25 protein-coding genes and 1 riboswitch are annotated in these 22742 nt (G+C 73.6%); of the genes, 6 read left to right on the top strand and 19 right to left on the bottom strand.

Features of this window, described 5'->3' with window-relative positions:
* Positions 1-15 precede the first annotated feature (15 nt).
* Entirely contained in the window at positions 16-699 is a 684-nt protein-coding gene (gene infC, locus BM236_RS14880) for a translation initiation factor IF-3 (RefSeq protein WP_091125418.1), read from the bottom strand.
* Positions 700-998: 299 nt separating this feature from the next.
* Positions 999-1529 carry an SseB family protein gene (locus tag BM236_RS14875; protein WP_245750351.1) on the bottom strand — a complete coding sequence of 177 codons (531 nt, stop codon included), beginning with the start codon at positions 1527-1529 and terminating at the stop codon, positions 999-1001.
* Positions 1530-1578: 49 nt separating this feature from the next.
* Between BM236_RS14875 and BM236_RS14870 the strand changes: the two genes are divergently transcribed.
* Genes BM236_RS14870 through BM236_RS14860 form a run of 3 tightly spaced genes read left to right on the top strand, consistent with a single transcriptional unit; the run spans position 1579 to position 3753 of the window.
* Positions 1579-1998 carry a hypothetical protein gene (locus tag BM236_RS14870; protein ID WP_091125300.1) on the top strand — a complete coding sequence of 140 codons (420 nt, stop codon included), beginning with the start codon at positions 1579-1581 and terminating at the stop codon, positions 1996-1998.
* Complete coding sequence (locus BM236_RS14865; protein WP_091125282.1) at positions 1995-3221, top strand: amino acid deaminase/aldolase; 1227 nt, start codon at positions 1995-1997, stop codon at positions 3219-3221. The genes BM236_RS14870 and BM236_RS14865 overlap by 4 nt, the downstream gene beginning before the upstream one ends.
* On the top strand, positions 3205-3753 hold the full coding sequence (locus BM236_RS14860; RefSeq protein WP_245750350.1) for a 4-amino-4-deoxy-L-arabinose transferase: 549 nt from the start codon (positions 3205-3207) through the stop codon (positions 3751-3753). Before BM236_RS14865 ends, BM236_RS14860 begins: the two co-directional genes overlap by 17 nt.
* Before the next feature lie 51 nt (positions 3754-3804).
* Here the strand turns inward: BM236_RS14860 and BM236_RS14855 are convergent, their stop codons facing one another.
* On the bottom strand, positions 3805-5286 hold the full coding sequence (locus tag BM236_RS14855; protein ID WP_139230120.1) for a glycoside hydrolase family 6 protein: 1482 nt from the start codon (positions 5284-5286) through the stop codon (positions 3805-3807).
* A 91-nt stretch (positions 5287-5377) separates the two neighbouring features.
* Here BM236_RS14855 and BM236_RS14850 point away from each other — a divergent pair, with 91 nt between their 5' ends.
* Positions 5378-6286, top strand: a complete 909-nt coding sequence (locus BM236_RS14850) for an aldose 1-epimerase family protein (protein ID WP_091125277.1) — start codon at positions 5378-5380, stop codon at positions 6284-6286.
* A 22-nt stretch (positions 6287-6308) separates the two neighbouring features.
* Here the strand turns inward: BM236_RS14850 and BM236_RS14845 are convergent, their stop codons facing one another.
* From BM236_RS14845 to ligD, 11 genes are all read right to left on the bottom strand, one after another.
* Positions 6309-6767 carry a PH domain-containing protein gene (locus tag BM236_RS14845; protein ID WP_091125274.1) on the bottom strand — a complete coding sequence of 153 codons (459 nt, stop codon included), beginning with the start codon at positions 6765-6767 and terminating at the stop codon, positions 6309-6311.
* The gene (hisG, locus tag BM236_RS14840) at positions 6751-7662 is read right to left on the bottom strand and encodes an ATP phosphoribosyltransferase (RefSeq protein ID WP_091125272.1); all 912 of its coding nucleotides are present in this window, start codon (positions 7660-7662) and stop codon (positions 6751-6753) included. Before hisG ends, BM236_RS14845 begins: the two co-directional genes overlap by 17 nt.
* Positions 7663-7669: 7 nt before the next feature.
* Positions 7670-7933 (bottom strand): phosphoribosyl-ATP diphosphatase, encoded by a 264-nt coding sequence (locus BM236_RS14835; protein ID WP_091125269.1) that lies wholly within the window; start codon positions 7931-7933, stop codon positions 7670-7672.
* A gap of 80 nt (positions 7934-8013) precedes the next feature.
* On the bottom strand, positions 8014-8496 hold the full coding sequence (gene ribH / locus BM236_RS14830) for a 6,7-dimethyl-8-ribityllumazine synthase (RefSeq protein WP_091125268.1): 483 nt from the start codon (positions 8494-8496) through the stop codon (positions 8014-8016).
* On the bottom strand, positions 8493-9743 hold the full coding sequence (locus BM236_RS14825) for a bifunctional 3,4-dihydroxy-2-butanone-4-phosphate synthase/GTP cyclohydrolase II (protein WP_091125265.1): 1251 nt from the start codon (positions 9741-9743) through the stop codon (positions 8493-8495). The genes ribH and BM236_RS14825 overlap by 4 nt, the downstream gene beginning before the upstream one ends.
* The gene (locus BM236_RS14820; RefSeq protein ID WP_091125263.1) at positions 9740-10360 is read right to left on the bottom strand and encodes a riboflavin synthase; all 621 of its coding nucleotides are present in this window, start codon (positions 10358-10360) and stop codon (positions 9740-9742) included. The genes BM236_RS14825 and BM236_RS14820 overlap by 4 nt, the downstream gene beginning before the upstream one ends.
* A complete protein-coding gene (gene ribD / locus BM236_RS14815; protein ID WP_245750349.1) occupies positions 10361-11455 on the bottom strand; it encodes a bifunctional diaminohydroxyphosphoribosylaminopyrimidine deaminase/5-amino-6-(5-phosphoribosylamino)uracil reductase RibD in 1095 nt (364 codons plus the stop codon). It abuts the gene before it with no gap.
* A gap of 97 nt (positions 11456-11552) precedes the next feature.
* Positions 11553-11682: riboswitch (FMN riboswitch) on the bottom strand.
* A gap of 61 nt (positions 11683-11743) precedes the next feature.
* Positions 11744-12352, bottom strand: a complete 609-nt coding sequence (gene rpe / locus BM236_RS14810) for a ribulose-phosphate 3-epimerase (protein WP_425434204.1) — start codon at positions 12350-12352, stop codon at positions 11744-11746.
* Between the two features lie 73 nt (positions 12353-12425).
* Positions 12426-13220 (bottom strand): isocitrate lyase/PEP mutase family protein, encoded by a 795-nt coding sequence (locus BM236_RS14805; RefSeq protein ID WP_091125259.1) that lies wholly within the window; start codon positions 13218-13220, stop codon positions 12426-12428.
* Positions 13221-13249: 29 nt separating this feature from the next.
* A complete protein-coding gene (locus BM236_RS14800; RefSeq protein WP_217645357.1) occupies positions 13250-14845 on the bottom strand; it encodes a RecQ family ATP-dependent DNA helicase in 1596 nt (531 codons plus the stop codon).
* Positions 14846-14904: 59 nt separating this feature from the next.
* Positions 14905-15870, bottom strand: coding sequence for a non-homologous end-joining DNA ligase (gene ligD / locus BM236_RS14795; RefSeq protein WP_091125256.1), 966 nt, complete (start codon positions 15868-15870; stop codon positions 14905-14907).
* A gap of 183 nt (positions 15871-16053) precedes the next feature.
* On the opposite strand from ligD, the gene BM236_RS14790 reads away from it, so the two are divergent.
* Together BM236_RS14790 and BM236_RS14785 are read left to right on the top strand one after the other, a co-directional pair.
* Complete coding sequence (locus tag BM236_RS14790) at positions 16054-16557, top strand: SigE family RNA polymerase sigma factor (protein WP_217645356.1); 504 nt, start codon at positions 16054-16056, stop codon at positions 16555-16557.
* On the top strand, positions 16554-17315 hold the full coding sequence (locus BM236_RS14785; RefSeq protein WP_091125249.1) for a hypothetical protein: 762 nt from the start codon (positions 16554-16556) through the stop codon (positions 17313-17315). Before BM236_RS14790 ends, BM236_RS14785 begins: the two co-directional genes overlap by 4 nt.
* On the opposite strand, the gene BM236_RS14780 is transcribed toward BM236_RS14785, so the two are convergent.
* From BM236_RS14780 to BM236_RS14760, 5 genes are read right to left on the bottom strand one after another with little or no spacing between them, the layout of a single operon-like run.
* Entirely contained in the window at positions 17316-18707 is a 1392-nt protein-coding gene (locus BM236_RS14780) for an RsmB/NOP family class I SAM-dependent RNA methyltransferase (RefSeq protein ID WP_091125247.1), read from the bottom strand.
* Positions 18700-19110, bottom strand: a complete 411-nt coding sequence (locus tag BM236_RS14775; RefSeq protein ID WP_217645355.1) for an MmcQ/YjbR family DNA-binding protein — start codon at positions 19108-19110, stop codon at positions 18700-18702. Before BM236_RS14775 ends, BM236_RS14780 begins: the two co-directional genes overlap by 8 nt.
* Positions 19107-20030, bottom strand: a complete 924-nt coding sequence (gene fmt, locus BM236_RS14770; protein ID WP_091125245.1) for a methionyl-tRNA formyltransferase — start codon at positions 20028-20030, stop codon at positions 19107-19109. Before fmt ends, BM236_RS14775 begins: the two co-directional genes overlap by 4 nt.
* A 13-nt stretch (positions 20031-20043) precedes the next feature.
* The gene (gene def / locus BM236_RS14765; RefSeq protein ID WP_091125243.1) at positions 20044-20589 is read right to left on the bottom strand and encodes a peptide deformylase; all 546 of its coding nucleotides are present in this window, start codon (positions 20587-20589) and stop codon (positions 20044-20046) included.
* Between the two features lie 21 nt (positions 20590-20610).
* Entirely contained in the window at positions 20611-22680 is a 2070-nt protein-coding gene (locus BM236_RS14760; protein WP_091125241.1) for a primosomal protein N', read from the bottom strand.
* Between the last annotated feature and the right edge of the window lie 62 nt (positions 22681-22742).

Genomic DNA, 22742 nt, shown 5'->3' with positions numbered 1-22742 from the left:
GACCAGCGGAAAACGTCAGGCGTCGATCTCGGGGTCGAGGTTCTCGGAGCGGCCGCGCTCCTTCTTGGCGGCGACCGGGCCGGCGGCGGCAGCGGCGGCACGCTCGGCGCGCTCCTGGGCCTCCTCGGCCTCGCGCTCGGCGAGCCTGGTCTCCTTCGCCGCCTGCTGGTCGACCTTGGCGTCGGCCTTCTTCTTGTTCGGCCCGAGCACCATCACCATGTTGCGGCCGTCCTGCTTCGGCGAGGACTCGACGAAGCCGAGGTCCTGGACGTCCTCGGCGAGCTTCTGCAGCAGGCGGAAGCCGAGCTCCGGGCGGTGCTGCTCGCGACCGCGGAACATGATGGTGATCTTGACCTTGTCGCCGGCCTTGAGGAACCGCACGACGTGACCCTTCTTGGTCTCGTAGTCGTGCGAGTCGATCTTGGGACGAAGCTTCATCTCCTTGATGATGACGTTCGTCTGGTTCCGGCGGGCCTCACGGGCCTTCTGGGCGTTCTCGTACTTGAACTTCCCGTAGTCCATGAGCTTGCAGACCGGGGGCTTGCCCTGCGGGGCGATCTCGACGAGGTCGAGGTCGGCCTCCTGGGCCAGGCGCAGTGCGTCGGCCGTCGGCACGATGCCGACGGTCTCTCCATTGGGACCAACGAGGCGGACCTCGGGTACCCGGATCCGGTCGTTGATACGAAGCTCGGTGCTGATGTGTCCTCCATGTGTTCGGTGGTGGGAGGCCTCATCGGTGCCGGACCGCGTGCACTTCGGCCCGGAAAGCGAAAAAGGCTTCCGCTGTTGTCCAAGCGGAAGCCAGTCAGGTGCCCCACCGCAGGGTGGGGGCTCGGCGCAGGATCCGGGGACGTCGTACGACGCCTCCGGACTGCTCCGGGACCGGACCCGACGACCTGGTGGTGCAACGGTCGATGCGGGTGGGAGGGCAGTGGCTGCCTTCCGCTTGTTCAGATGTGGTGTTGCCACCACATCGGTCAACAGGAGAGGCTACCGGATCATTCCGCCGACGCCGAATCCCCAGCGGGGCGGATCCAGGCCGATCGGCCGTCGCCCACCTGGGCGAGGTTCCAGCCCGCTCCGAGACCGTACAGGTCCTCGCCCTCGACCACGAAGGTCACCGGACCGGCGACGTCCAGGACCAGCGCGGCGGCCCCGTCCTGGAGCGCGGCCTTCGCGGCGTCGCCGGCGGGTACGCCGACCGGGCGGGCGTCGGCCTGCCACGCGGCCATCGTCTCGAGGCTGGTGAACGTCAGCAGCGCCTGCCGGCCGTCGGCGCCCGTGAGCAGCACGGTCGCCATGTCGGCGGTCTTGTCGGCGCCGCGCTCGTCGACCTCGCCCAGCACCGCGACGACCGGCACGATCAGGCGGCTGTCGAGCAGGACGGCCAGCGCGTCGGCGTACGTCGCCTGGCGGCGGGCGTAGCGCCCCAGCACGTCGACGAGGCGCTGGTCGCCCGCTCCCGTGTCGTCGGGGTACGCCGGCGCGGCGATGTCACGCCGGCGCTGCTCGCTCTGCGGGTCGGTCACGCGGCCATTCTCCCGCACGCTCCCTGGTGGTCGGTGCGAGGATGGGAGCATGCTCGATTCGGTCACCTGGGGTGCCTTCACGCTCACCTTCACGGTCCTCGGCGGGGTGGGCGCGTGGCTGGCCTACCGGCGCCGCGGTCTGCGGGCGGGGCTGCGCTGGACCGCGGCCACGCTGCTGCTGCCGGCCGCCTACTTCACGCGCACGCTCAAGATGTTCGGTCGGATCGGGTCGGCGATCGCCGACTGGGCGACCTCGTTCGTCTGGAACCCGCTCGTCTGGGTCGGTCTCGCGCTGGCGGTGGTCTCCGTGCTGCTCTTCTTCGTCGCGGCCCGGCTGCCCGGTCGCGACCGCCCGAAGCGGGACGAGACGAAGGCGGCGCCACGCGGCCGGGGCGCCCCGGCCCTGCCCGGCTCCGACCCCGAGATGGCCGAGATCGAGGCGCTCCTCAAGCAGCGCGGGATCAAGTGACGGCGCACGCCCATGCCGGTGCCCTCGAGCGCAACCGGCTCTGGTCCCGGCTGTCCCGGGCGGTCACCGCGCACGCCGATCCGCTCCCGACCCCGACCGTCGTCGTCGACCTGGATGCGTTCGACGCCAACGCCGACGACCTCGCCCGGCGCGCGGGTGGCACGCCGATCCGGGTGGCGTCGAAGTCGCTGCGCGTCCCAACGCTGATCTCGCGGGCGCTGGCCCATCCCGGGTTCGCCGGGGTCCTCGCCTTCACTCTCGCCGAGGCGCTCTGGCTGGAGGAGAACGGCGTCAGCGATGACATCGTCGTCGCCTACCCGACCGTCGACCGCGGGGCGCTGGCCCGGCTGGTCGCCTCACCGCGCGCCGCCGCGGCGATCACCGTCATGGTGGACTCCGTCGAGCACCTCGACGTCGTCGACTCGGTGCGGACGTCGAAGGCGGTGCCCGTCCGGGTCGCCATCGACGTCGACGCCGGCCTCGACCTCGGCCTGACCCGGGTCGGGCCGCGCCGCTCCCCCATCACCTCGGCGTCGGCTGCGGAGGCGCTGGCCCGCGAGGTGCAGCGACCGGGCTTCACGCTGGTCGGTGTGATGACCTACGAGGGCCAGGTGGCCGGTGTGCCGGACCAGGTGCCGGGCCAGCGGCTGCGCTCGGGCGTCGTCCGCCGGCTGAAGTCGCTGTCCGTGACCCAGCTCGCCGCGCGCCGGGCGGCGGTCGCGGAGGGGCTGTCCCGGGTCGCGGAGCTGGAGTTCTGGAACGCGGGCGGCTCGGGGTCGCTGGAGACCTCTGCCGCTGACCCCGTCGTCACGGAGCTCACCGCCGGGTCCGGGCTGCTGGTCCCGGGGCTCTTCGACCACTTCCGCTCCTTCGAGCCGCGGCCGGCGGCGTTCTTCGGTCTTCCCGTCACGCGGCGACCGTCGGACGGGACGGTGACCGTGCACGGCGGCGGTCTGGTCGCCTCGGGGCCGGCCGGTGCCGACCGGCTGCCGCTCCCCTGGGCCCCTGCGGGCCTCGCCCTCACCGGGCTCGAGGGCGCCGGCGAGGTCCAGACGCCCCTGGTCGGGCCGGCCGCAGCGCTGCTGCGGATCGGCGATCTGGTGTGGATGCGGCACGCGAAGTCGGGCGAGCTCTTCGAGCACACCACGACCGCCCACCTGCTCGCGGCAGACTCCTTCGTCGACCACGTGGCGACCTACCGGGGTCATGGGCTCGCCTTCTGAGCACGCGCGGCAGGTGCTGGGCGTGACGATGGCGCGCCCGGCGACGCTCGGCGCCGGACGGCTGGTGTGCGTGGACGGCCCGGCCGGGTCCGGGAAGACGACGCTGACGTCCGCGATCGCGGAGCTCGCGCCGCACGCGACCGTCCTGCACAGCGACGAGATGATCGCGGGCTGGAGCGGACTGCCGCGGCTCGCCCACGCCGTCCGCGCGCTGCTAGAGCCGCTGGCCGCCGGGCTCGCGGGCAGCTGGCGGCGCTGGGACTGGCACACGTCGGCCTGGGCCGAGACACGCTCGGTCGAGCCCGTCGACCTGGTCGTGGTCGAGGGGGTGGGCTCGTGGTCGCCGTACGTCGCCCCCTGGGTCACCACGCTGGTGTGGGTCGACGCGCCCCACGACGTCCGGATGCGTCGCGGCATCGAGCGCGACGGGGAGGACTTCGCGCCCTACTGGGAGCAGTGGGCGCGCGACGAGGCGGCCGTCTTCGCCCGGGACCGGACCCGTGAGCACGCGGACGTGGTCATCGCGACCTGAGGTGGTCTCGATGAGCTCGCCGGCGCTCGCTACTCGACCAGCGAAAGGCCGTCACTGGAAGGGCGTGGACCGGGCGACCTCGAGCGAGCGGGACAGCGAGAAGGGCGAGGCCTGCCGGATCAGCCAGGGCCGGCCGAACCAGAGGTAGCCGTCGACGTTGCGCAGCGCGTTGGCCCGCTGCTGGCCGGTGAGGTCAAGCCCGAGGTCACCGGCGACGTCGGCTGTCGGCGGCACGCCGAGGGTGTCGCAGGTGGTGTCCGAGACGCTGCGGCACGTGATCGCGTTGTCGAAGTCGTCGCCCGGGTGCTCGGAGCGGTGCTGCAGCCAGGTGAACGGGCGGCCGTTGTCGGCGGTGTCGATGACGAACCGCTTGCCGTCGATCCCGTCCGCCTCGAGCTCGTGGATGATCTGCATGCCGTAGTCGATGTTGTCGCCGACGCTCGAGTAGTGGGTCGCACCGAGCGCGAAGCCTCGGGCGTACTCCACCCCTGCCGCCTCGAGCACCGGGACGATCTTCGACATCGCCAGCCAGTCGGAGTCGGAGGCGTCGAGGTAGACGCTGGTGCGCGGCAGCTCGGAGAACCGCTTCGCTGCGTAGCGCACCAGGCCGAGCCGCACGGCGGGATCGGCCGTCCGGGTCTCCCAGGAGTTGTTCGGGACCGCGTTGAGGCCGAGGTCGGGCTCGAGCACCAGCGCCACGCGGGCGTCGCCGATCGCGCGGGCGACCGCGTCGACGGCGCCGCGGTAGTCCGCCTGCTGACCGCCGCTGAGGCGACGGCCGCGGGCGGCCTCGCCGTCCGGCCACTCGCGGAAGAAGGCGAGCTGGATCAGCGCGTCCTTGCCCGACTCGGCCTGCTGGTCGGCGATGTAGGAGTCGACGTCCTCGCCGATCGAGGAGTTGGCGTCAGTGAACCAGGTGACGCGCGGCTGCAGCGCGATCTTGGCGAGCTGGCGCTTGTCGTCGCCGCCGGCGCGCGCGTAGGCGGGGTAGAGGCCGTTCTGCGGGCCCCGGTAGACAGCCCACGTGCCGCCGGCGAGCGGGTTGTCCGGCGCGACGGTGCGCGGCTTGGAGAGTGACACGGCGGGCAGGTAGCCGGGCACCTGGCCGATCGCCTGCACGCGGACCCGGCGACCGATCATCTTGTCCGTGGGCACGAGGCCGCGCCTGGTGGCGCCCGGGATCGGCTTGCCGTCGAGCAGCCACTGGTAGGTGAACCGCACGCCGGGGGTCCAACCGCGCTTCTTGTGGACCTGCGCCATGACCTTCCGACCGGCGACGGGGTCCTCGGCCAGCTTCGGCGCGCGCCCGGCGCTCACCTGCTGCGGCGGTGGTGGCGGTGTGGGCGACGGGGTGGGCGACGAGGTGGAGCTCGCCGCGATGCGCTGGCTGGCCGGTTCCGCCCGTCCGCTGTCGTCCCCGCCGGGGCGCACCACGACGAGCGTGACTACGATCGCCAGGACGACGAGGATGGCGCCGACCATCGACACGTCGCGCAGCCGCGAAGGCGGGCGCGGTGAAGCGTGGGACGGCACGGCTGGCGTCTTCCGGGTCGGTCGTGGGCGGGTCCCGACCATCCGACAGTGCCGCCCGCGGAGTCAAGTCGAGGCGCGCTAGCGTGGAGCCGTGCTACCTCCGAGCGGACAGCAGTTCGTCATCAGCAGCGGCGACTACGAGGCCGTCGTCACCGAGAGCGGAGGGGCGCTGCGGGCGCTCAGCCACGCGGGCCGGCCGCTCATCGACGGCTTCGAGGAGGACGCCGCTGCGTCCGGAGGTCGGGGTCAGCTGCTGATGCCGTGGCCCAACCGGGTCCGGGACGGGCGCTACGCCTTCGAGGGCGTCTCCCAGCAGCTCGCGCTGAGCGAGCCCGCGCGCCACAACGCCTCGCACGGGCTGGTGCGATGGGCGGCGTGGTCGCTGGTCGCGCACCGGCCCGACCACGTGACGCTCACCTACCGGCTGATGAGCCAGACCGGCTATCCGTGGACACTCGACCTCGAGGTCGGCTACGCGCTCGGCCCCGACGGGCTCACGGTGACGCAGTCGGCGACCAACAGGGCGGGTACGACGGCGCCGTACGCCTCTGGTGCGCACCCCTATCTCCGCGCCGGCGCCGGGCCGGTCGACGGCTGGACCGTCGAGCTGCCCGCCTCGGTCCGGATCCTCACCGACGCCGAGCGGCTGCTGCCCGTCGACACCGAGGGCGTCGAGGGCACGCCCTACGACCTGCGTGCGCCGCGACCGCTCGGCGACCTCGTGCTCAACCACGCCTACGGGCGGCTGGCGCGCGACGAGCACGGCCGGACGACGACCCGCCTGCGCGCTCCCGAGGGCACCGGCGTGGAGCTGTGGGTCGACGAGCACCACGACTGGCTGATGGTCTACACCGCCGACGACGTGCCCGCTACGGCCCGGCGCTCGCTCGCGGTCGAGCCGATGACCGCGCCGATCGACGCCTTCAACTCGGGTGTCGACCTGGTCCGGCTCGAGCCGGGTCAGCGGTTCAGTGCGTCGTGGGGCGTGCGGGCGAGCTGAGTCGCCGCCCGGGCCGGTCTGCTCAGCTCAGCTGGGCGAGGAGCCGGCGCAGCTCGCGGACGGCGTCCTTGGCCATGGCCCCGTCGGAGCCCTGGATGCCCATCGCGGAGATCTCGGACCCGTCGGCCAGGTCGAGCCTGGCCCACGGGGCACCCGGCGGCATCCGGACCGCGACGATCTGCGCCCAGGCCAGGTCACGCCGACGGTAGCCGTTGACGACGACCAGCCGGTCCTGCTCCGCGGTGACCCGCGAGCGGGTCAACGCGTGCACGCAGGCCAGGATCATCAGGGTGATGATCGCCATCGTGATCCGTTGGAAGAGGGTGAAGGCGTCGCGGGTGCTCTGCGGGAAGGCGAACCACGCCGTCACGCAGACCACGAGCAGCCCGACCACCAGGACGACCGCGACGATGCGGGGGCCGAGCGGGCGGTAGGTCTTCGGCAGCACCGGCCGCCCCGTGGGCTCAGAGTCGGCAGGCATGGATGTCGGTCAGCAGGATCGCGCGGGCGCCGATCGCCCAGAGGTCGTCCATCAGCTTCTGCGAGCCCTCCCGCGGGACCATGACGCGAACGGCGACCCAGCCCTCGCGGTGGAGCGGGCTCACGGTGGGGCCCTCCAGGCCGGGCGCGAGCTCGGTGGCGGCGGGCACGTCCTGGGCGCGGATGTCGTAGTCCATCATCACGTAGCTGCGCGCCACCAGGACGCCCTCGATCCGACGCCGGAACGTCTCGAACGCCGAGGGCGCCTCCCGGCGCGCACACGTGATGACGACGGCCTCGGACTCGAGGATCGTGTCGCCGAAGATCTCCAGCCCGGCCTGCCGCAGCGTCGACCCGGTCTCGACCACGTCGGCGATGACGTCGGCGACACCGAGCTGGATCGAGGACTCGACCGCCCCGTCGAGCCGCGTGACGGTCGCCTCGATCCCCCGCTGCTGCAGGAAGGCGTCGACGATGCCGGCGTACGACGTGGCGATCCGCTTGCCCGCCAGGTCCTCGACGCTGGTGTAGGAGCCGGCCGGGCCGGCGAAGCGGAAGCGGCTGCGACCGAAGCCGAGCGGGAGCGCCTCGTCCGCCTTGGCCCCGGAGTCGTGCAGCAGGTCGCGGCCGGTGATGCCGATGTCGAGGGTGCCCTCGCCGACGTAGAGCGCGATGTCGCGCGGGCGCAGGTAGAAGAACTCCACACCGTTGTCGTCGTCGATCAGGGTGAGGCGCTTGCTGTCGTCGCGCTGGCGGTAGCCCGCCTCGCGCAGCATCGTCGACGCCGCCTCGGAGAGCGCGCCCTTGTTGGGCACCGCGATGCGCAGGTAGCCGGGGTTGGCACCGTTCCCGCTGGTCGGGCTCGCGTTCTCGGTGGTCGAGCTTGTCGAGACCATCAGTTCCTCACAGGTGGGCGTAGACGTCGTCGAGCTCGAGTCCGGTCGCGAGCATCAGCACCTGGGCGTGGTAGAGCAGCTGGCTGATCTCCAGCGCCGCCGCGTCCTTGCCCTCGTGCTCGGCCGCCATCCACGACTCGGCGGCCTCCTCGACCAGCTTCTTGCCGATCGCATGGACCCCGGCGTCGAGCTGCGCGACAGTGCCGGATCCTGCGGGTCGGTTCTGGGCCTTGTCGGAGAGCTCGGCCCAGAGCTGTTCGAACGTCTTCACGGGCCACCAGCCTAGGCGGTGACCGGCGCGCGGCTCGACTCGGTCCCAGGTCTGGGACCGGCGGCCTGCGGGAGCCGCCCTCAGACCTTGCTGCGGATCCGCTTGAGCGTCTGGGCGGTCTGCAGCGCGGCGGCGGCGGCCTCGTACCCCTTGTCCTCGCTGGAGCCCTCGAGGCCGGCCCGGTCGAGGGCCTGCGCCTCGTCGTCGCAGGTGAGCACGCCGAACCCGACCGCGACCGTGTGGTCGAGCGCGACCCGGGTGAGCCCATCGGTGGCCGCGCTGCAGACGTAGTCGAAGTGCGGCGTGCCGCCCCTGATCACCACGCCGAGCGCCACGACCGCGTCGAAGCCGTGCTGCGCGAGGGCGCTGGCGACGACCGGCAGCTCGAAGGTGCCCGGCACGCGGGTGACCACCGGCGCCTCGACGCGGTGCTCGGCGAAGGCACGCTGCGCCCCGGCGATCAGCCCGTCCATGACGTGCTCGTGCCAGCTGGCGGCGACGAGCGCGACCCGGAGGTCGTGGCAGTCGATGGCCTGGGTCTGGGGTGCTCCGGCGCCGCTCATGAGGTCGCTCCTAGGTCGAGATCGGGAAGGACGTGGCCCATCCTGTCGCGTTTGGTCAGCAGGTAGGCGATGTTGTGGTCGTTGGGGCGCGGCGTCAGCGCGACCCGCTCGGCCACCCGGACGCCGTACTCCTCGAGCGCGGCGACCTTCTCGGGGTTGTTGGTGAGCAGCCGCACCGAGCCGACGCCGAGGTCGCGCAGGATCTGTGTGGCGGCAGCGTAGTGGCGCGCGTCGGCGGGCAGGCCCAGGTCGAGGTTGGCGTCGACGGTGTCCCGCCCGCCGTCCTGGAGCTGGTAGGCCTGCAGCTTGGCGACCAGGCCGATCCCCCGGCCCTCGTGGCCGCGCAGGTAGACGACGATGCCGCGCCCCTCCTCGGCGATCAGCCGCAGGCTCTCCTCCAGCTGCGGCCCGCAGTCGCAGCGCCGGCTGCCGAAGACGTCGCCGGTCAAGCACTCCGAGTGCACCCGCGTCAGCACCGGAGCGTCGCCCGACACGTCGCCGTGCACGAGGGCGACGTGCTCGGAGCCGTCGACCGCGATACGGTAGCCGTAGGCGGCGAAGTCGCCGTACGCCGTGGGCAGCCGGGTCTCGGCCGCCCGGTCGACGAGGACGTCGTGGCGGCGGCGGAAGCTGACCAGCTGCTCGATGGAGATCATCGCCAGCCCGTGCTCGTCGGCGAACTCGCGCAGCTCGGGGGCGCGCTTCATGGTGCCGTCGTCGTTGACGACCTCGACCAGGACGCCCGCCTCCTCCAGCCCGGCCAGCCGGGCGAGGTCGACGGCGGCCTCGGTGTGGCCGCGGCGGACGAGCACACCGCCCTCGCGGTAGCGCAGCGGGAAGACATGGCCCGGCCGGGTGAGCTCGTGGGGGGTGGTCGTCGGGTCGGCCAGCAGCCGGGCGGTGTGCGCGCGGTCCGCGGCCGAGATGCCCGTGGACACACCGTCGCGGGCGTCGACCGTGACGGTGTACGCCGTGCGGTGCGGGTCGGTGTTGTGCGGCGTCATCAGCGGGATGTCGAGCCGGTCGAGCAGATCGCCGGCCATCGGCACGCAGATCACGCCACTGCTGTGCCGGATGGTGAAGGCCATCAGCTCCGGCGTCGCCAGGCTCGCGGCGAAGACGATGTCGCCCTCGTTCTCCCGGCTCTCGTCGTCGACGACCACGACCGCCCGGCCGGCCGCGATGTCGGCGATCGCCCGCTCGACGCCGTCGAGCCGGATCCCCTCGTGCTGGCTGGGCTGCGTCATCGGGCTCCCCCGTTCGTGCCGAGCAGCCTCTCGACGTGCTTGGCGATGATGTCGGTCTCGAGGTTCACGAGGTCGCCGTCCCGCTTGCGGCCCAGCGTGGTGCGGGCGAGGGTCTCGGGGATGAGGCTGACCGTGAAGCGGTCCTCCCCTGCGCTGACGACGGTCAGGCTGACCCCGTCGACGGCGATCGAGCCCTTGTCGACGACGTAGCGGGCCAGCTCCGCGGGCAGCGAGATCGCCACGACCTCCCAGTGCTCGCTCGGCGTCCGCTCGAGGATGGTGCCGACCCCGTCGACGTGGCCCTGGACGATGTGGCCGCCGAGCCGGGTCTGCGGGGTCACCGCCCGCTCCAGGTTGACGACGTCGCCCGGCGCGACCCCGCGCAGCGAGGTCTTGTCGAGGGTCTCCTGCATGACGTCGGCGGTCCAGGTGCTGGACCCCCCGGTCGAGCCTGTCGACACCTCGGTCACCGTCAGGCAGCAGCCGTTGACGGCGATCGAGTCTCCGTGCTTGACGTCCTCGAGCACCGTGCTCGCGGCGATGGTGAGCCGGAGCGCGTCGCCCTGGTCCTCCAGCGACGCGACCGTGCCGAGCTCCTCGACGATCCCGGTGAACATCTAGTCCCTGCCTTCTGCGGTGGTCGGGTCGTCCCCGAAGGTCGGCCGGAGGGTGAGCCGGACGTTCGGCTCCTCCCCCGCGACGTCAGGGGCGGCGGGCAGCACGGTCACGTCGGTGACCGTGGGCCGGAGGGCGTCGGCGATGGTGCCGAGGCCCAGGTCGGCGATGGCGTTGCGGCCGCTTCCGAGCAGCATCGGGGCGACGTAGACGACGATCTCGTCGACCAGGCCGGCACGGAGGAAGGCGGCGGCCAGCGTGGGGCCGCCCTCCAGGAACACGTGCCGGCGGTCGCGGGACCAGAGCTCCTCGAGCGCCTCGTGAGGGTCGCGGGTGCGCAGGTGCAGCGTCTCGGCCCGGTCGTTGAAGATCCGCTTGGCCGGCGGCAGGTCGCGCAGGCCCATCACGGCGCGCAGCGGCTGGCGGCCGACCGGCTGGTCGCGGTCGTCGCGGACGGTGAGCTCCGGGTCGTCGACGGCGACCGTGTTGCTGCCGACCAGCATCGTGTCGCTGAGCGCCCGGAGCCTGTGCGTGTCGCGCCGCGCGGCCGTCGAGGAGACCCATCTGCTGGTGCCGTCCGCGGCCGCGCTGCGACCGTCCAGCGTCGTGGCGAACTTCCAGGTCACGAACGGCCGCTGCAGCTCCGTCGCCCGGGTCCACACGGCGTTGAGGGCACGCGCGTCGTCGGCGAGCAGCCCCGCCTCGACCTCGATGCCCGCCGCCCGCAGCCGCTCCGCGCCGCCTGCGGCGACGGGGTTCGGGTCGGCCTGTGCATAGACCACCCGCCGTACGGCGGCCGCGACCAGCGCCTCCGAGCAGGGCCCGGTCCGACCGTGGTGGTCGCACGGCTCCAGGGTGACCACGGCCGTCGTACCGCGGGCGCGACCACCGGCGGCTGTGAGCGCGGCGGCCTCGGCGTGAGGGGTTCCGGCCCCGCGATGGTGGCCCTCGGCGACCGTGCGGCCGTCGGCATCGAGCAGGACGCAACCGACCCGGGGGTTCGGCCAGGGCGGGACGCCGGGGGCGGCCGCGAGCTCGAGGGCGCGGTGCATCGCCGCGCGCTCGGTGCGGCGCTGGTCCTCAGTCTCCGCTGACATGGAGAAGGCCCCTTCAGTCCGGTTTTCGCGGACCCTGGGGCCTGACAGCGTGCGCCGGGCCGAGACCTCCGGTGGGGAGGGCTGCGGCGAGGAGCAGGTGCGTGCGCTTCCCATCCGGACTTTCACCGTCGGTCCAGGATTTCCACCTGGTCAACCGGTGACTGGCTGTCACCGGGTCGCGGACTGTCACCGCCGGTTCGGAATTACACCGACCCCAGAGCACGCGAGTTGTTCACTCGTCTGGGACGAGTATGCCACCGCGCCCGCGGAACGGGCCTGTGATCTTCGTCAGGCGGGACCCGCCGCGCGGGCCGCCGCCTCGCGCAGCGCCGTCACCATCGCGTCGGGGTCGTCGGCGGAGTAGACCGCGGAGCCGGCCACGAACACGTCGGCGCCGGCCTCGGCGCACCGCCCGATCGTGTCGAGACTGACGCCGCCGTCGACCTGGAGCCAGATGTCGCCGCCCGTCCGGGCGATGAGCTCACGCGTGCGGCGGATCTTGGGCAGGCACAGGTCGAGGAACTTCTGGCCGCCGAACCCGGGCTCGACCGTCATCAGGAGCACCATGTCGAGCTCGGGCAGCAGGTCGGCGTACGGCTCGATGGGGGTGGCCGGCTTGAGCGCCATGCTGGCCCGCGCGCCCTGCGCGCGGATCTCACGCGCGAGCCGTACGGGCGCCTTGGCCGCCTCGACGTGGAAGGTGACGCTGCGCGCCCCGGCCTCCGCGTAGCCCGGCGCCCACCGGTCCGGGTCCTCGATCATCAGGTGGGCGTCGAGCGGCAGCTCGGTGGACCGGCTCAGCGCCTCGACCATGGTCGGCCCGAAGGTCAGGTTGGGCACGAAGTGGTTGTCCATGACGTCGACGTGGACCCAGTCGGCGCTGCCGATGCGGGCCATTTCGGCCCCCAGCGAGGCGAAGTCGGCGTTGAGGATGCTCGGTGTGATCTGGAGGTGGCCCACGCGGCTGATCCTAGGGAGTCGGCTCGCCCCGGGGTGCGAAGGCGTCCGCGACGACGGCGCGGCCGGCACCGGCCAGCGCCCAGTAGCCGTAGGTGCCGGAGCCCAGCAGCTCGCGTCCGGACTCGACCAGTGCCGAGTAGGCCGCGAAGGCCAGTGCGCCGCCGGTGGAGACGCGGGCCACCCCGAGCTCGGCGAGACGCGGCACCGGCGGCGAGTCGGGGAAGGCGAGCACGTTCACCGGCCGGTCGACGGCGCCGATGACCGCGGTGATCTGCTCCTCGGTGGCAGCCCCGGGCGCGAACAGGACCGGCGCGCCGGCCTCCTGGAAGCGCTGCAGGCGGGTGATGGCGTCGTCGAGGCCGCGGTCGCGGAGCAGGTTCTCCGCCCGCGCCGTCACGACGAAGTCCTCACCGGCCGCCTCCACGGCCGCCGCGACCCGCTCGACGGCGAGCTCGAGGTCGTAGATCGCGCTGCCGCTCCAGTCCTCGACCGAGCAGCCGGCCAGCCCCGCCTCCTTGGCGAGCCGGACCGTCTCGGCGACGCCCGCCGGGTCGTCGGCGAAGCAGTTCTCCAGGTCGGCGGAGACCGGGACGTCGACGGCGGCCGCGATCGTCGCGGCGTGGGCGATCGCCTCGTCGCGGGTCACCCCGCCGTCGGGGCGGCCGAGGGTGGCGGCGAAGCCGCTGCTGGTCGTCGCCAGCGCGCGGGCGCCGAGCGAGACGAGGATGCGGGCGGAGCCGGCGTCCCAGGGGTTGGGCATCACGAAGGGGTCACCGGGCCGGTGCAGGTCGAGGAAGGCGCTCATCCGGCCATCCTGCCGCGGAGCACCGACAGTCAGCCGTCGGTGATCGCCAGCAGCCCCTGCTCCGTCACCAGGTCGACCGACAGCGTGCGGTAGCCGACCTCGTCGAAGAGCACCGTGAGCCGGTCGTCCTCGACGTCGGTGACGACGCCCTCGCCGAACTCGTCGTGCCGCACCCGGCTCTGCGTCGGGAAGGGCGCGTTCTTCTCCTCGGCGGGGTCGGGCGCGCGGCCGTCCCGGCAGTTGTCGCAGACGCCGCACCGCTCGTCGACGCCCTCTCCGAAGTAGCCGACGAGGAAGTCGGCGCGACAGCGGTCGGTCTCGGCGTACGCGCGCATCATGTCGACCCGGGAGTGCTCGAGGCTGCGCCGGGACTCGGCGAGATCGAGTGCTGTCGACGTCAGGTCGGCCTCGGATGCGCCGGTCTGCTCGGCCAGGGCGACCAGGTTGAGCAGACGGCCCGCCTTGCGCCGTCCGAAGCCGGTGGCCTCCACCACGGCCGCGGGCTCCGTGGCGACGCGACCACGAGCGGCGACGACCGTCTCGACGTCACGTCGGCGGGGTAGGCCGGCCGAGAAGAACCGGCCGAGCGCGAGGTCCTCGGACCGGTAGACCAGGACCCCGTCCGCCGGGGCGCCGTCGCGGCCGGCCCGGCCGACCTCCTGGTAGTAGGTGTCGGGCGACTCGGGGATCTGGGCGTGCACGACGAAGCGGACGTCCGGCTTGTCGATGCCCATGCCGAACGCCGACGTCGCGACCACGAGGTCGGCCTCGTCGGCCATGAACCGCCGGTGCGCCTCGTCGCGGCGACGGCCTCCGAGACCGGCGTGGTAGACGACCGGTGTCCGGCCCTGCGCGGCCAGCAGCTCGGCGTACTCCTCGGTGGCCGGACGGGTGCGGCAGTAGACGATGCCGGGGCCGGACGCCGCAGCCACGGCGTCCAGGACGGCCTGCCGCTGGCTGCTCTCGTCGGCGACCCTGACCACGCGCAGCGCCAGGTTGTCGCGGACGAACCCGGTGACGACCGTGCGGGCGTCACGCAGGCGGAGCCGGTCGCGGATGTCGTCGCGGACCGGGGGCGCGGCGGTGGCGGTCATCGCCACCGTGCGGTGGTCGCCGAGCTCGCCGAGCAGGTCGCCGAGGCGGAAGTAGTCGGGCCGGAAGTCGTGGCCCCACGCCGAGACGCAGTGCGCCTCGTCCACAGCCACGAGGCTCGGGCGCAGCGCCGCGACCTTCTCGAGGACCTCGGCGTTGGCCAGCTGCTCGGGTGCGAGGAACAGGAACTCGACCTCGCCCGCGGCAAGCCGCTCGAGCGCCTCGCCGCGCTCGCTCTGGGTCTCCGCCGAGCTGATCCGGACCGCCCGCGCGCCGGCGCCGGACGCCTCGATGCCGGTGATCTGGTCGTGCTGCAGCGCGAGCAGCGGCGAGACCACGACGGTCGGCCCGTCGATGAGCAGCCCGGCGAGCTGGTAGACGAGCGACTTGCCCGCGCCGGTCGGCGCCACCAGCAGCACGTCGTGCCCGTCGAGCAGGGCGGCCGTGGCATCGGCCTGGCCGGGGAGGAGCCGGTCGTGGTCGAACCGCTCCCGGGCGGCGCGGCGCACCTTCGCGATGGTCGCTGACGTCACCGGCGTCGGTGACCACAGCGGCCCCGCCGCATGCCGGTCCGTCCCCGGTCAGCTCTCGGTCAGCTCTCCGGCTCGGGCGGGATCTCCTGCCCGGCCTTCTCGTCGCGCTCGGCCCACTCCAGGATCGGAGCGATGTCGAAGACGTGCTCGTCGATGTCGTGGTGCAGGTCGCCGATCCTCTCGAACCGCGCCGGGACGGTCCGGACCGTGAAGTCGCCCGGGTGGACGTCGGGCACCTCGTCCCAGGTGACGGGTGTCGAGACCCGTGCCTCCGGGACGCCTCGGACGGAGTACGCCGCCGCGATGGTGTGGTCACGGGTGTTCTGGTTGTAGTCCACGAACAGCTGGGCCGGGTCTCGATCCTTGCGCCACCAGGCGGTGGTGACGTCCTGCGGTGCCCGGCGCTCGACCTCGCGGGCGAAGGCGAGCGCGGCCCGGCGTACCTCCTGGAAGCCGTGGGCGGGCGGGATCCGGACGTAGACGTGCAGCCCCTTGCCGCCGCTGGTCTTGGGATAGCCGACCGCGCCGACGTCGTCGAGCACCTCGTGGACCACGCCCGCGACGCGCTGCACGGTCTCCCAGGGGCAGTCGGGGCCGGGGTCGAGGTCGATGCGCCACTCGTCGGGCTTCTCGGTGTCCTCCCGGCGGCTGTTCCACGGGTGGAACTCCACGGTCGACATCTGCACCGCCCAGACGACGGCGCCGAGCTCGGTGACGCACAGCTCGTCGGCGGTCCGCTTCCAGCGCGGGAAGAAGAGCTGCACGGTCTCCACCCAGTCGGGGGCGCCGGCCGGGAGCCGCTTCTGGTGGACCTTCTCCCCCGGCTCGCCGGTCAGCCCCTTCGGGAAGCGGTGCAGCATGCAGGGGCGCTCGAAGAGCGCGTTGACGATGCCCGGCCCCACCGCGAGGTAGTAGTCGACGAGGTCCAGCTTGGTGAGGCCGAGCTTCGGGAAGTAGACGCGCTCAGGGTTGGTGACCTTGACGACGCGGTCGTCGACCTCGATCTCGACGAAGGGGCTCGCCATGAGGACGACCCTAGTAGGTCCGGGGGCCCCAGCCCGGCTTCCTCCGGGGTCCTCGCGGTTCGCCTAGGGTCGACCCGTGGACTTCGACCACTGGCGCGCCTACCTGGCCGACCCGCGCCGCTACCTGAGGCACGTCGTCGAATGAGTGCAACGCGGCGTCGGGGCCGAGGCGTCAAGGGTGACGTGAAGACGAACCAGGACGAGTTCGCCGACTTCGTGCGGGCCACGGGCACCCAGCTGCATCGGGCGGCGCTGCTCCTGACCGGCGACCACCACCTCGCGGAGGACCTCACCCAGGCGACGTACGCCAAGGTGTTCGCGTCGTGGCGCCGGGTGAGCGCGGCCGACAACCCGCTCGCGTATGCACGGACGACGCTGCTCAACACGTTCCTCTCCCACCGCCGGCTGCGGCGCAACAGCGAGAAGCCGGTCGACCTGACCGTCGGCCGGGAGATCGCGGCTCCTGGCGTCGACCACGAGACTCGGCTCGACCTGCTCGCTGCCCTCGCCGTCCTGTCCGCGACGGACCGGGCGGTCGTGGTGCTGCGCTACTGGGAGGACCGCAGCACCGCCGACGTGGCGATCGACCTCGGGATGACGGAGACCGCCGTCCGCACCCGGGCCCGCCGCGCGCTGCAGCGGCTGCGCCCCCTCCTCGACCCACTCTCCGACAGGACCCGCTCATGAACGACTTCGACGCCCACATCGGTACGGCGCTGCGCGACCGCGTCGCCGACGTCCACCCCGACCTCGACCGGCTCGTCGCCGCCTCCACGCGGGCCGGCACCCGGATCCGCCGGCGCCGCACCGCCGGTGTCTCACTCGCCAGCGCGCTCGCGGTGGCGGCCGTCGCCGTCGTCGCGACGCAGATCGCCGGCGGCGGCCAGACGCGGTCCGTGGACCCCTCCGTCCCCATCGCATCGGAGCCCACGGCCACCGCGGTGTCGACGGCTGCCACGCCGGAGGTGCCGAGGAACGCGGACGGCCTCGCCGTAGGCGAGACGATCGACTTCGGCGGCGATGACACCGGGACGGTCGTCGTGCGGCGCGCGACCAGCGTCATCCTGGTCAGGTCGATGGACTCCGAGCGGCTGAGTGATGACGTCGCCCGCTATCCGCACACGCCCATCGTCTGGGAGGACACGACCGGGCCCACCGGGCAGCCGCCGGTCACGGTCAGCGCGAAGGGCTGGTTCTGCCAGTGGTTCGTCGCGGACGAGAAGGGGATCTGCAGCACCGGCGGAGCGATGGTGACGGTGAACTGGCGCCCCGCCTCCGAGCACGCCGGGTTCGCAGACCCGGCGCGGGCCGATGTGCCCGGCGCGAAGGCACACACCTACGTCGGCCCGGTCCACGGCGACCTCTTCCTGACGATCCAGCCCATGGCCATCGGCACCAGCCAGCAGGCCATCGACGCGCTGGCGGGGGCGCTCGCCTGGCGGTGATCAGCTCCGCCGCAGCAGCGCCATGAACATTGCGTCGGTCCCGTGCCGGTGCGGCCAGAGCTGCACGGTGCCGGGCAGCGGACCGTCGGCGTCGGGCACGGTGGCCACGGCGCCGCTCACCGGCTCGAGCCGGACCTCCGGGTGCTCGGCCAGGACCGCCTCGACCACGCCCCTGGTCTCGGCGAGGACCGGCGAGCAGGTCGCATAGAGCACGACCCCGCCGGGACGCACCAGCTCCAGGGCGCCGGCCAGCAGCCCGCGCTGCAGCGGAACCAGGGCGTCGAGGTCGGCGGGCTTCCGTCGCCAGCGCGCCTCCGGGCGGCGGCGCAGGGCCCCCAGGCCGGTGCAGGGAGCGTCGACGAGGACGCGGTCGAAGGTCGAGGGTCGGTACGACGGCCGGGTGCCGTCGCCGGCGACGACGCCCGCGACCCCGGTGGCTCCGCGCAGGTTCTGGCGGACCAGTCCGGCCCGGTGCGGCTGCGCCTCGTTGGCCACCAGGAGAGCTCCGCGCTCGGCCGCGATCGCGGCGAGCAGCGCCGACTTCCCGCCCGGGCCGGCGCACAGGTCGAGCCAGAGCCGGTCGGAGCCAGTGACCGGAGCGTCAGCCGTCGCGAGCGCCACGAGCTGTGAGCCTTCGTCCTGGACGCCCGCGCGACCGTCGGTGACGGCGGGCACCTCGGCGGGGCTGCCGCCGGCCAGCTCGACGCCGTAGGGGCTGAACCTGGTGGGCTCGCCGGGGATCTCCTCGCGGGCCGCACGACCGGGACGGGCGACCACGACGACCCGAGGCGGGGCGTTGTCGGCGGCGAGCAGGGCGTCGAGCTCGCTCTCGCCCACCGCCTCGGCGAGCCGGTCGACGATCCAGCGCGGATGGGAGTGGGCCAGGGACAGGTGGTCGTGGTCGTCACCGGTCGACAGCGACACGACCCAGTCGGCGAGCGGCTGGCGCGACACCCGGCGCAGGACGGCGTTGGTGAACGACCCGGCTCCGACGCCGACCTTCGCCTTCACCAGGTCCACCGTCGTGCTGATCGCGGCATGGTCGGGCACCCGCATCGCGAGCAGCTGGTGGCTGCCCAGGCGCAGCGCGTCGAGCACCTTCGCCTCGACCTTGGCCAGCGGTCGGTCGATGCAGGCGGCGAGCACGGCGTCGTAGGTCCCCTGCTGCCGCAACGTCCCCGCGGCCAGCTCCGTCGCGAACGCGGCGTCACGGCCGGTCAGGCCGTGGGTGCGTAGGGCGTGCGGCAGCACCAGGTTGGCGTAGGCGTTGTCCACCCGGACCGAGCGCAGCACGTCGTAGGCGGCCAACCGGGCCGGGTCCAGCGGAGCCCGCCCGCCCTTGCGGCCCGGCGGCCGGCCGCCGGCTCGCCGGTGCCTGCGGGGGTCAGTCATCGAGCTCCTCGAGCAGCTTCTTCGGGGCGACGGCGCGCCAGGCGTCCTCGATGACCTCGCGCAGCTCGTCCTCGGTGATCTCGTCGAGCCGCGACTCCTGGACCAGGACGGCGTTGTAGCCGTTGAAGTGGTCGATCGTGAAGAACGGCAGGTTCTCGTCGGCCACCAGCGCCAGCTTGTCGGCTTCGTTCGGCGTGCGGATGACCAGGAGGTCGTCGTACATCTCGCCCGTCGCGGGGTCGATCGCCGTCTTGTGCGGCGCGCGGTGGAGGACGAAGCCGCGGCCCTTGCCGCCGCGCGGGACCTTGTAGGTCGGCCGGTCGCCCCAGCTGACGCCGAGCTCGACCTCCGGCAGCGACAGGCAGATCCGGCCGATGTCGTCGGGGGTGGCGGGTCTGCTCACGATCCGAAGGTAGCCCCGTCGGCGAGCGTGACACCCCTGGCCCAGTCGGCGGCCGGCATCTCCTTGCGCCCGGTGGGCTTGACGAGCCCGAGCCGCACGGCCCCGTCGGCGGTGCCGACCAGCACCTCGCTCTTGGTGGCGCGCACCTCGCCGGCGGGTACGTCGGCGTCGACGACCGTGACCGGCCCGATCTTGAACCGCTCGCCGCCGAAGAGTGTCCAGGCGCCGGGCGCCGGCGTGCAGGCGCGGATCTGCCGGTCGATGGCGACGGCGGGCCGGGACCAGTCGATCCGCGCGTCCTCGACGGTGATCTTCGGCGCGACGGTGATCCCGTCGGCCGGCTGCTCGCGCGCCTCCAGCGAGCCGTCCTCGATGCCGTCGAGGGTCGCGACGAGCAGCTGCGCTCCCCCGTCGGCGAGGCGGCCGAGCAGGTCGCCCGCGGTGTCGGTCGGACGGACCCGCTCGGTCATCACCCCGAAGGTCGGGCCGGCGTCGAGGGCCGGGACGATCCGGAACGTGGTCGCACCGCTGAACTCGTCGCCGGCCCAGATCGCGTGCTGGACCGGCGCCGCGCCGCGCCACTCGGGCAGCAGCGAGAAGTGCAGGTTGACCCACCCGTGGGTCGGGATGTCGAGGGCGCTGGAGGGCAGGAGCGCGCCGTAGGCGACCACGCCGACGCAGTCCACCTCGAGTGCCTTCAGCTCGTCCTGGAAGTCGGGGTCGCGCGGGTGATCGGGTTTGAGCACGGGGATGCCGAGCTCCTCGGCGCGCTGGGCGACCGGGCTGGCGACCAGGCGCCGGCCGCGGCCCGCCGGCGCGTCGGGCCGGGTGATCACGGCGACGAGTTCGTGGCGCGACGCGGCGATCGCGTTCAGGGACGGCAGCGCCACCTCGGGCGTGCCGGCGAAGGCGACCCGCATCAGAGGGCCGCCATCAGAGCGCGAAGCCGCGGGTCGCGTGCGGCGAGACCTTGACGGTCGGCTTGTCCAGGCCGAACCACTCGGACTCGCGGATCTCCCGCATCGCGGCCTTCCGTGCGGCGTCGTCGAGCCGGTCGATGAAGAGCACGCCGTCGAGGTGGTCGGTCTCGTGCTGGATGGCTCGGGCGAGCAGCTCGGAGCCCTCGATCTGGACCGGGTCGCCGAACATGTTGAAGCCGCGCGCGACGACGGAGAGGGCGCGGCGGCAGTCGTACTTCAGGCCGGGGAGCGAGAGGCAGCCCTCGTCGCCGTCCTGGATCTGGTCGGAGAGGGTGAGGTCGGGGTTGACCAGGTGGCCGGCCTCGCCGTCGACGTACCACGTGAAGACGCGGAGCCCGACCCCGATCTGCGGCGCGGCCAGCCCGGCGCCGGGCGCCTCGAGCATCGTGTCGGTGAGGTCCTCGACGAGCCGTCGCAGCTCCTTGTCGAAGTCGGTGACCGGCTGGGCCTTGGCCCGCAGCACGGGGTCGCCGAAGAGACGGATGGGCTGGATGGGCATGAGCGTCAGTCTAGGGAACGCTCACAGCGTCGGCGGATCGACCTGGACGCGGACCGCGTCGAGCTTGCGCGCGGAGCGCAGTCGCTGCAGCTCCAGCAGCGCGCGGGAGAGCGCGACGCCCTCGGCGCGCGGCACGCGGACGACGGCGCGCCAACGGTCGGCATCAGGGGGGCCCACCGCGACGGGTCCGAGCACCTCGGCGTCGGTGGGCGCCGCCAGCAGGGTGAGCGCGTCGTCGAGCGCCCCGGGGTCACCGCTGATCGTGGCCAGTCGCGAGGCCGGCGGGAGGTGTGCCTCGGCCCGCTGCTCGGCCTCTCGGCGAGCGAAGCCGGGCTGGTCCCACCGGACGAGCGCTTGGAGGGCGGGGTGGGCGGGGTCGCCCACGACCACGGCCCGCCCGCCGGGGGCGGCGAGCCCGACCGCGTTGCTCCAGCGCCGCAGCGCCTCCTCCTCGGTGCGCAGGTCGGGGCGGCCGAGCAGCAGCCAGGAGTCGAGGAGTACGACGGCGGCGTAGCCCGGCGTCGCGACCGGCTCGGCCCCCGGTGTGGCGACGACGATCGTCGGCCGGCCGCCCGGACCTGCCGGCAGCGCCGGCAGCACCCGATCGCCGCTGGAGGTGACGACCCGCACGCCCGGGAAGGCCCGACCGAGCTCCTCGGCCGTGCGCGCGTCGCCCAGGACCGGGGCACGCAGGCCGCGGTGGTCGCACACCGGACAGGCCCAGTGGTCGGCGACCGTGCCGCACCACGCGCAGGCCGGGGGCGTCGCGGGGCCGGTGAGCCGGAGCGGACCCGTGCAGACGGTGCACCGCGCGGGCGTGCGGCAGCGCTCGCAGGCGAGGGCCGCCGCGTAGCCCCGCCGGGGCGTCTGCACCAGGACGGGCCCCTCGGTCAGGGCGGCTCGCACCGCCTGGTGGACCTCGCGCGGCACCCGGGACGCACGGGTGAGCGGGTCGCGGTCGAGCTCGATGTCGCTGGCTCCGGTGATGCCGACGAGGACCCGCTCTCGGGCCAGGGTGCGGGTGGGCGCGATCTGCCGGGCCCAGCCCGAGCGGAGCAACTGCTCGGCCTCGACGCTGCGCGCGAAGCCGCCCACCAGGGCGGCGGCGTCCTCCCGCTCGGCCCGCAGCAGCAGCGTCTCCCGGGCGTGGGGGTAGGGCGCTCGCGGCTCGGCCAGGAGGTCGTCGCCGTCGTCCCACACCGCGACCAGGCCCAGGTCGTGGATCGGCGCGAACGCTGCCGCCCGGGTGCCGATCGCCACGCGCACCGCACCCCGGCTGACCGCCAGGAAGGAGCGGTAGCGCGCGGCCGGGCCGCTGTCGGCGGTGAGCGCGACGTGCTGCCCGGCGCCGAGCACCTCGTCGAGGGCGGCCGCGAGCCGCGCCACGTCCTTCCCGTCGGGGACGCAGACGATCGCTCCCCTGCCGCTCGCCCGCACCGACGCGACGGCGTGGGCCAGGAGGACCGCCCAGTCGCTGCCCGCCGCGGCGTGCCAGACCGCGCGGGGTGAGCCGCCGGCGGCGAGATGGCGCAGGAACGCCTCGCCCGGTTGATGGCCGGCCCACGCGGTCGCCGCGGCGGTCGGCTCGAACCACGCCGGCGGGACGGGCGCGGGCGCGGCCTCCTTCTCCACCGCCGCGTGCCGCGGGGGCACAGCCAGCCGCAGGACGTCCGACCGGGTGCCGGCGTAGCGCGTGGCGAGGTCGGCGGCCAGGCCCGCGATCGCCGGGCTGAGGACCGGCTCCGCGCTGACCACGCGCTTCAGCGGGGAGAGCCGCCCCTCGTGCTCCGAGGCGTCGAGGCGGGCCAGCACGAAGCCGTCGACGTCCTGGCCGGCGAAGCGGACCTTGACGCGCGCGCCGGGGACGGCTGTCTCGGCCATGCTGGCCGGGACGGTGTAGTCGAAGGTGCGGTCGAGGTGGGCGGGCTGGAGGTCGAGCAGCAGCTGCGCCACCGGGAGGTGCGCGGCCGGCTCGGCCTCGGCCTGCTTGCGGGCCCGCGTCGCTCGCGCCTTGGCCCGGCCCTCGGCGACCTTGTCGCGGACGAGCCCGGGCAGCTCGAGGTGCTGCTCGGTGGTCTCGTCGGTCGTCATGCCGCCGTTTCTATCAGCGCGCCACCGACACCCGGGGGTCGCCGTCCACAACCGGTCGACGG

This window comes from Nocardioides terrae, from assembly GCF_900112345.1.
GTDB classification, from domain to species: Bacteria; Actinomycetota; Actinomycetes; order Propionibacteriales; family Nocardioidaceae; genus Nocardioides; species Nocardioides terrae.
The sequence above is the reverse complement of the archived record's forward strand: the minus strand, read 5'-3'. Positions and strand labels throughout refer to the sequence as shown.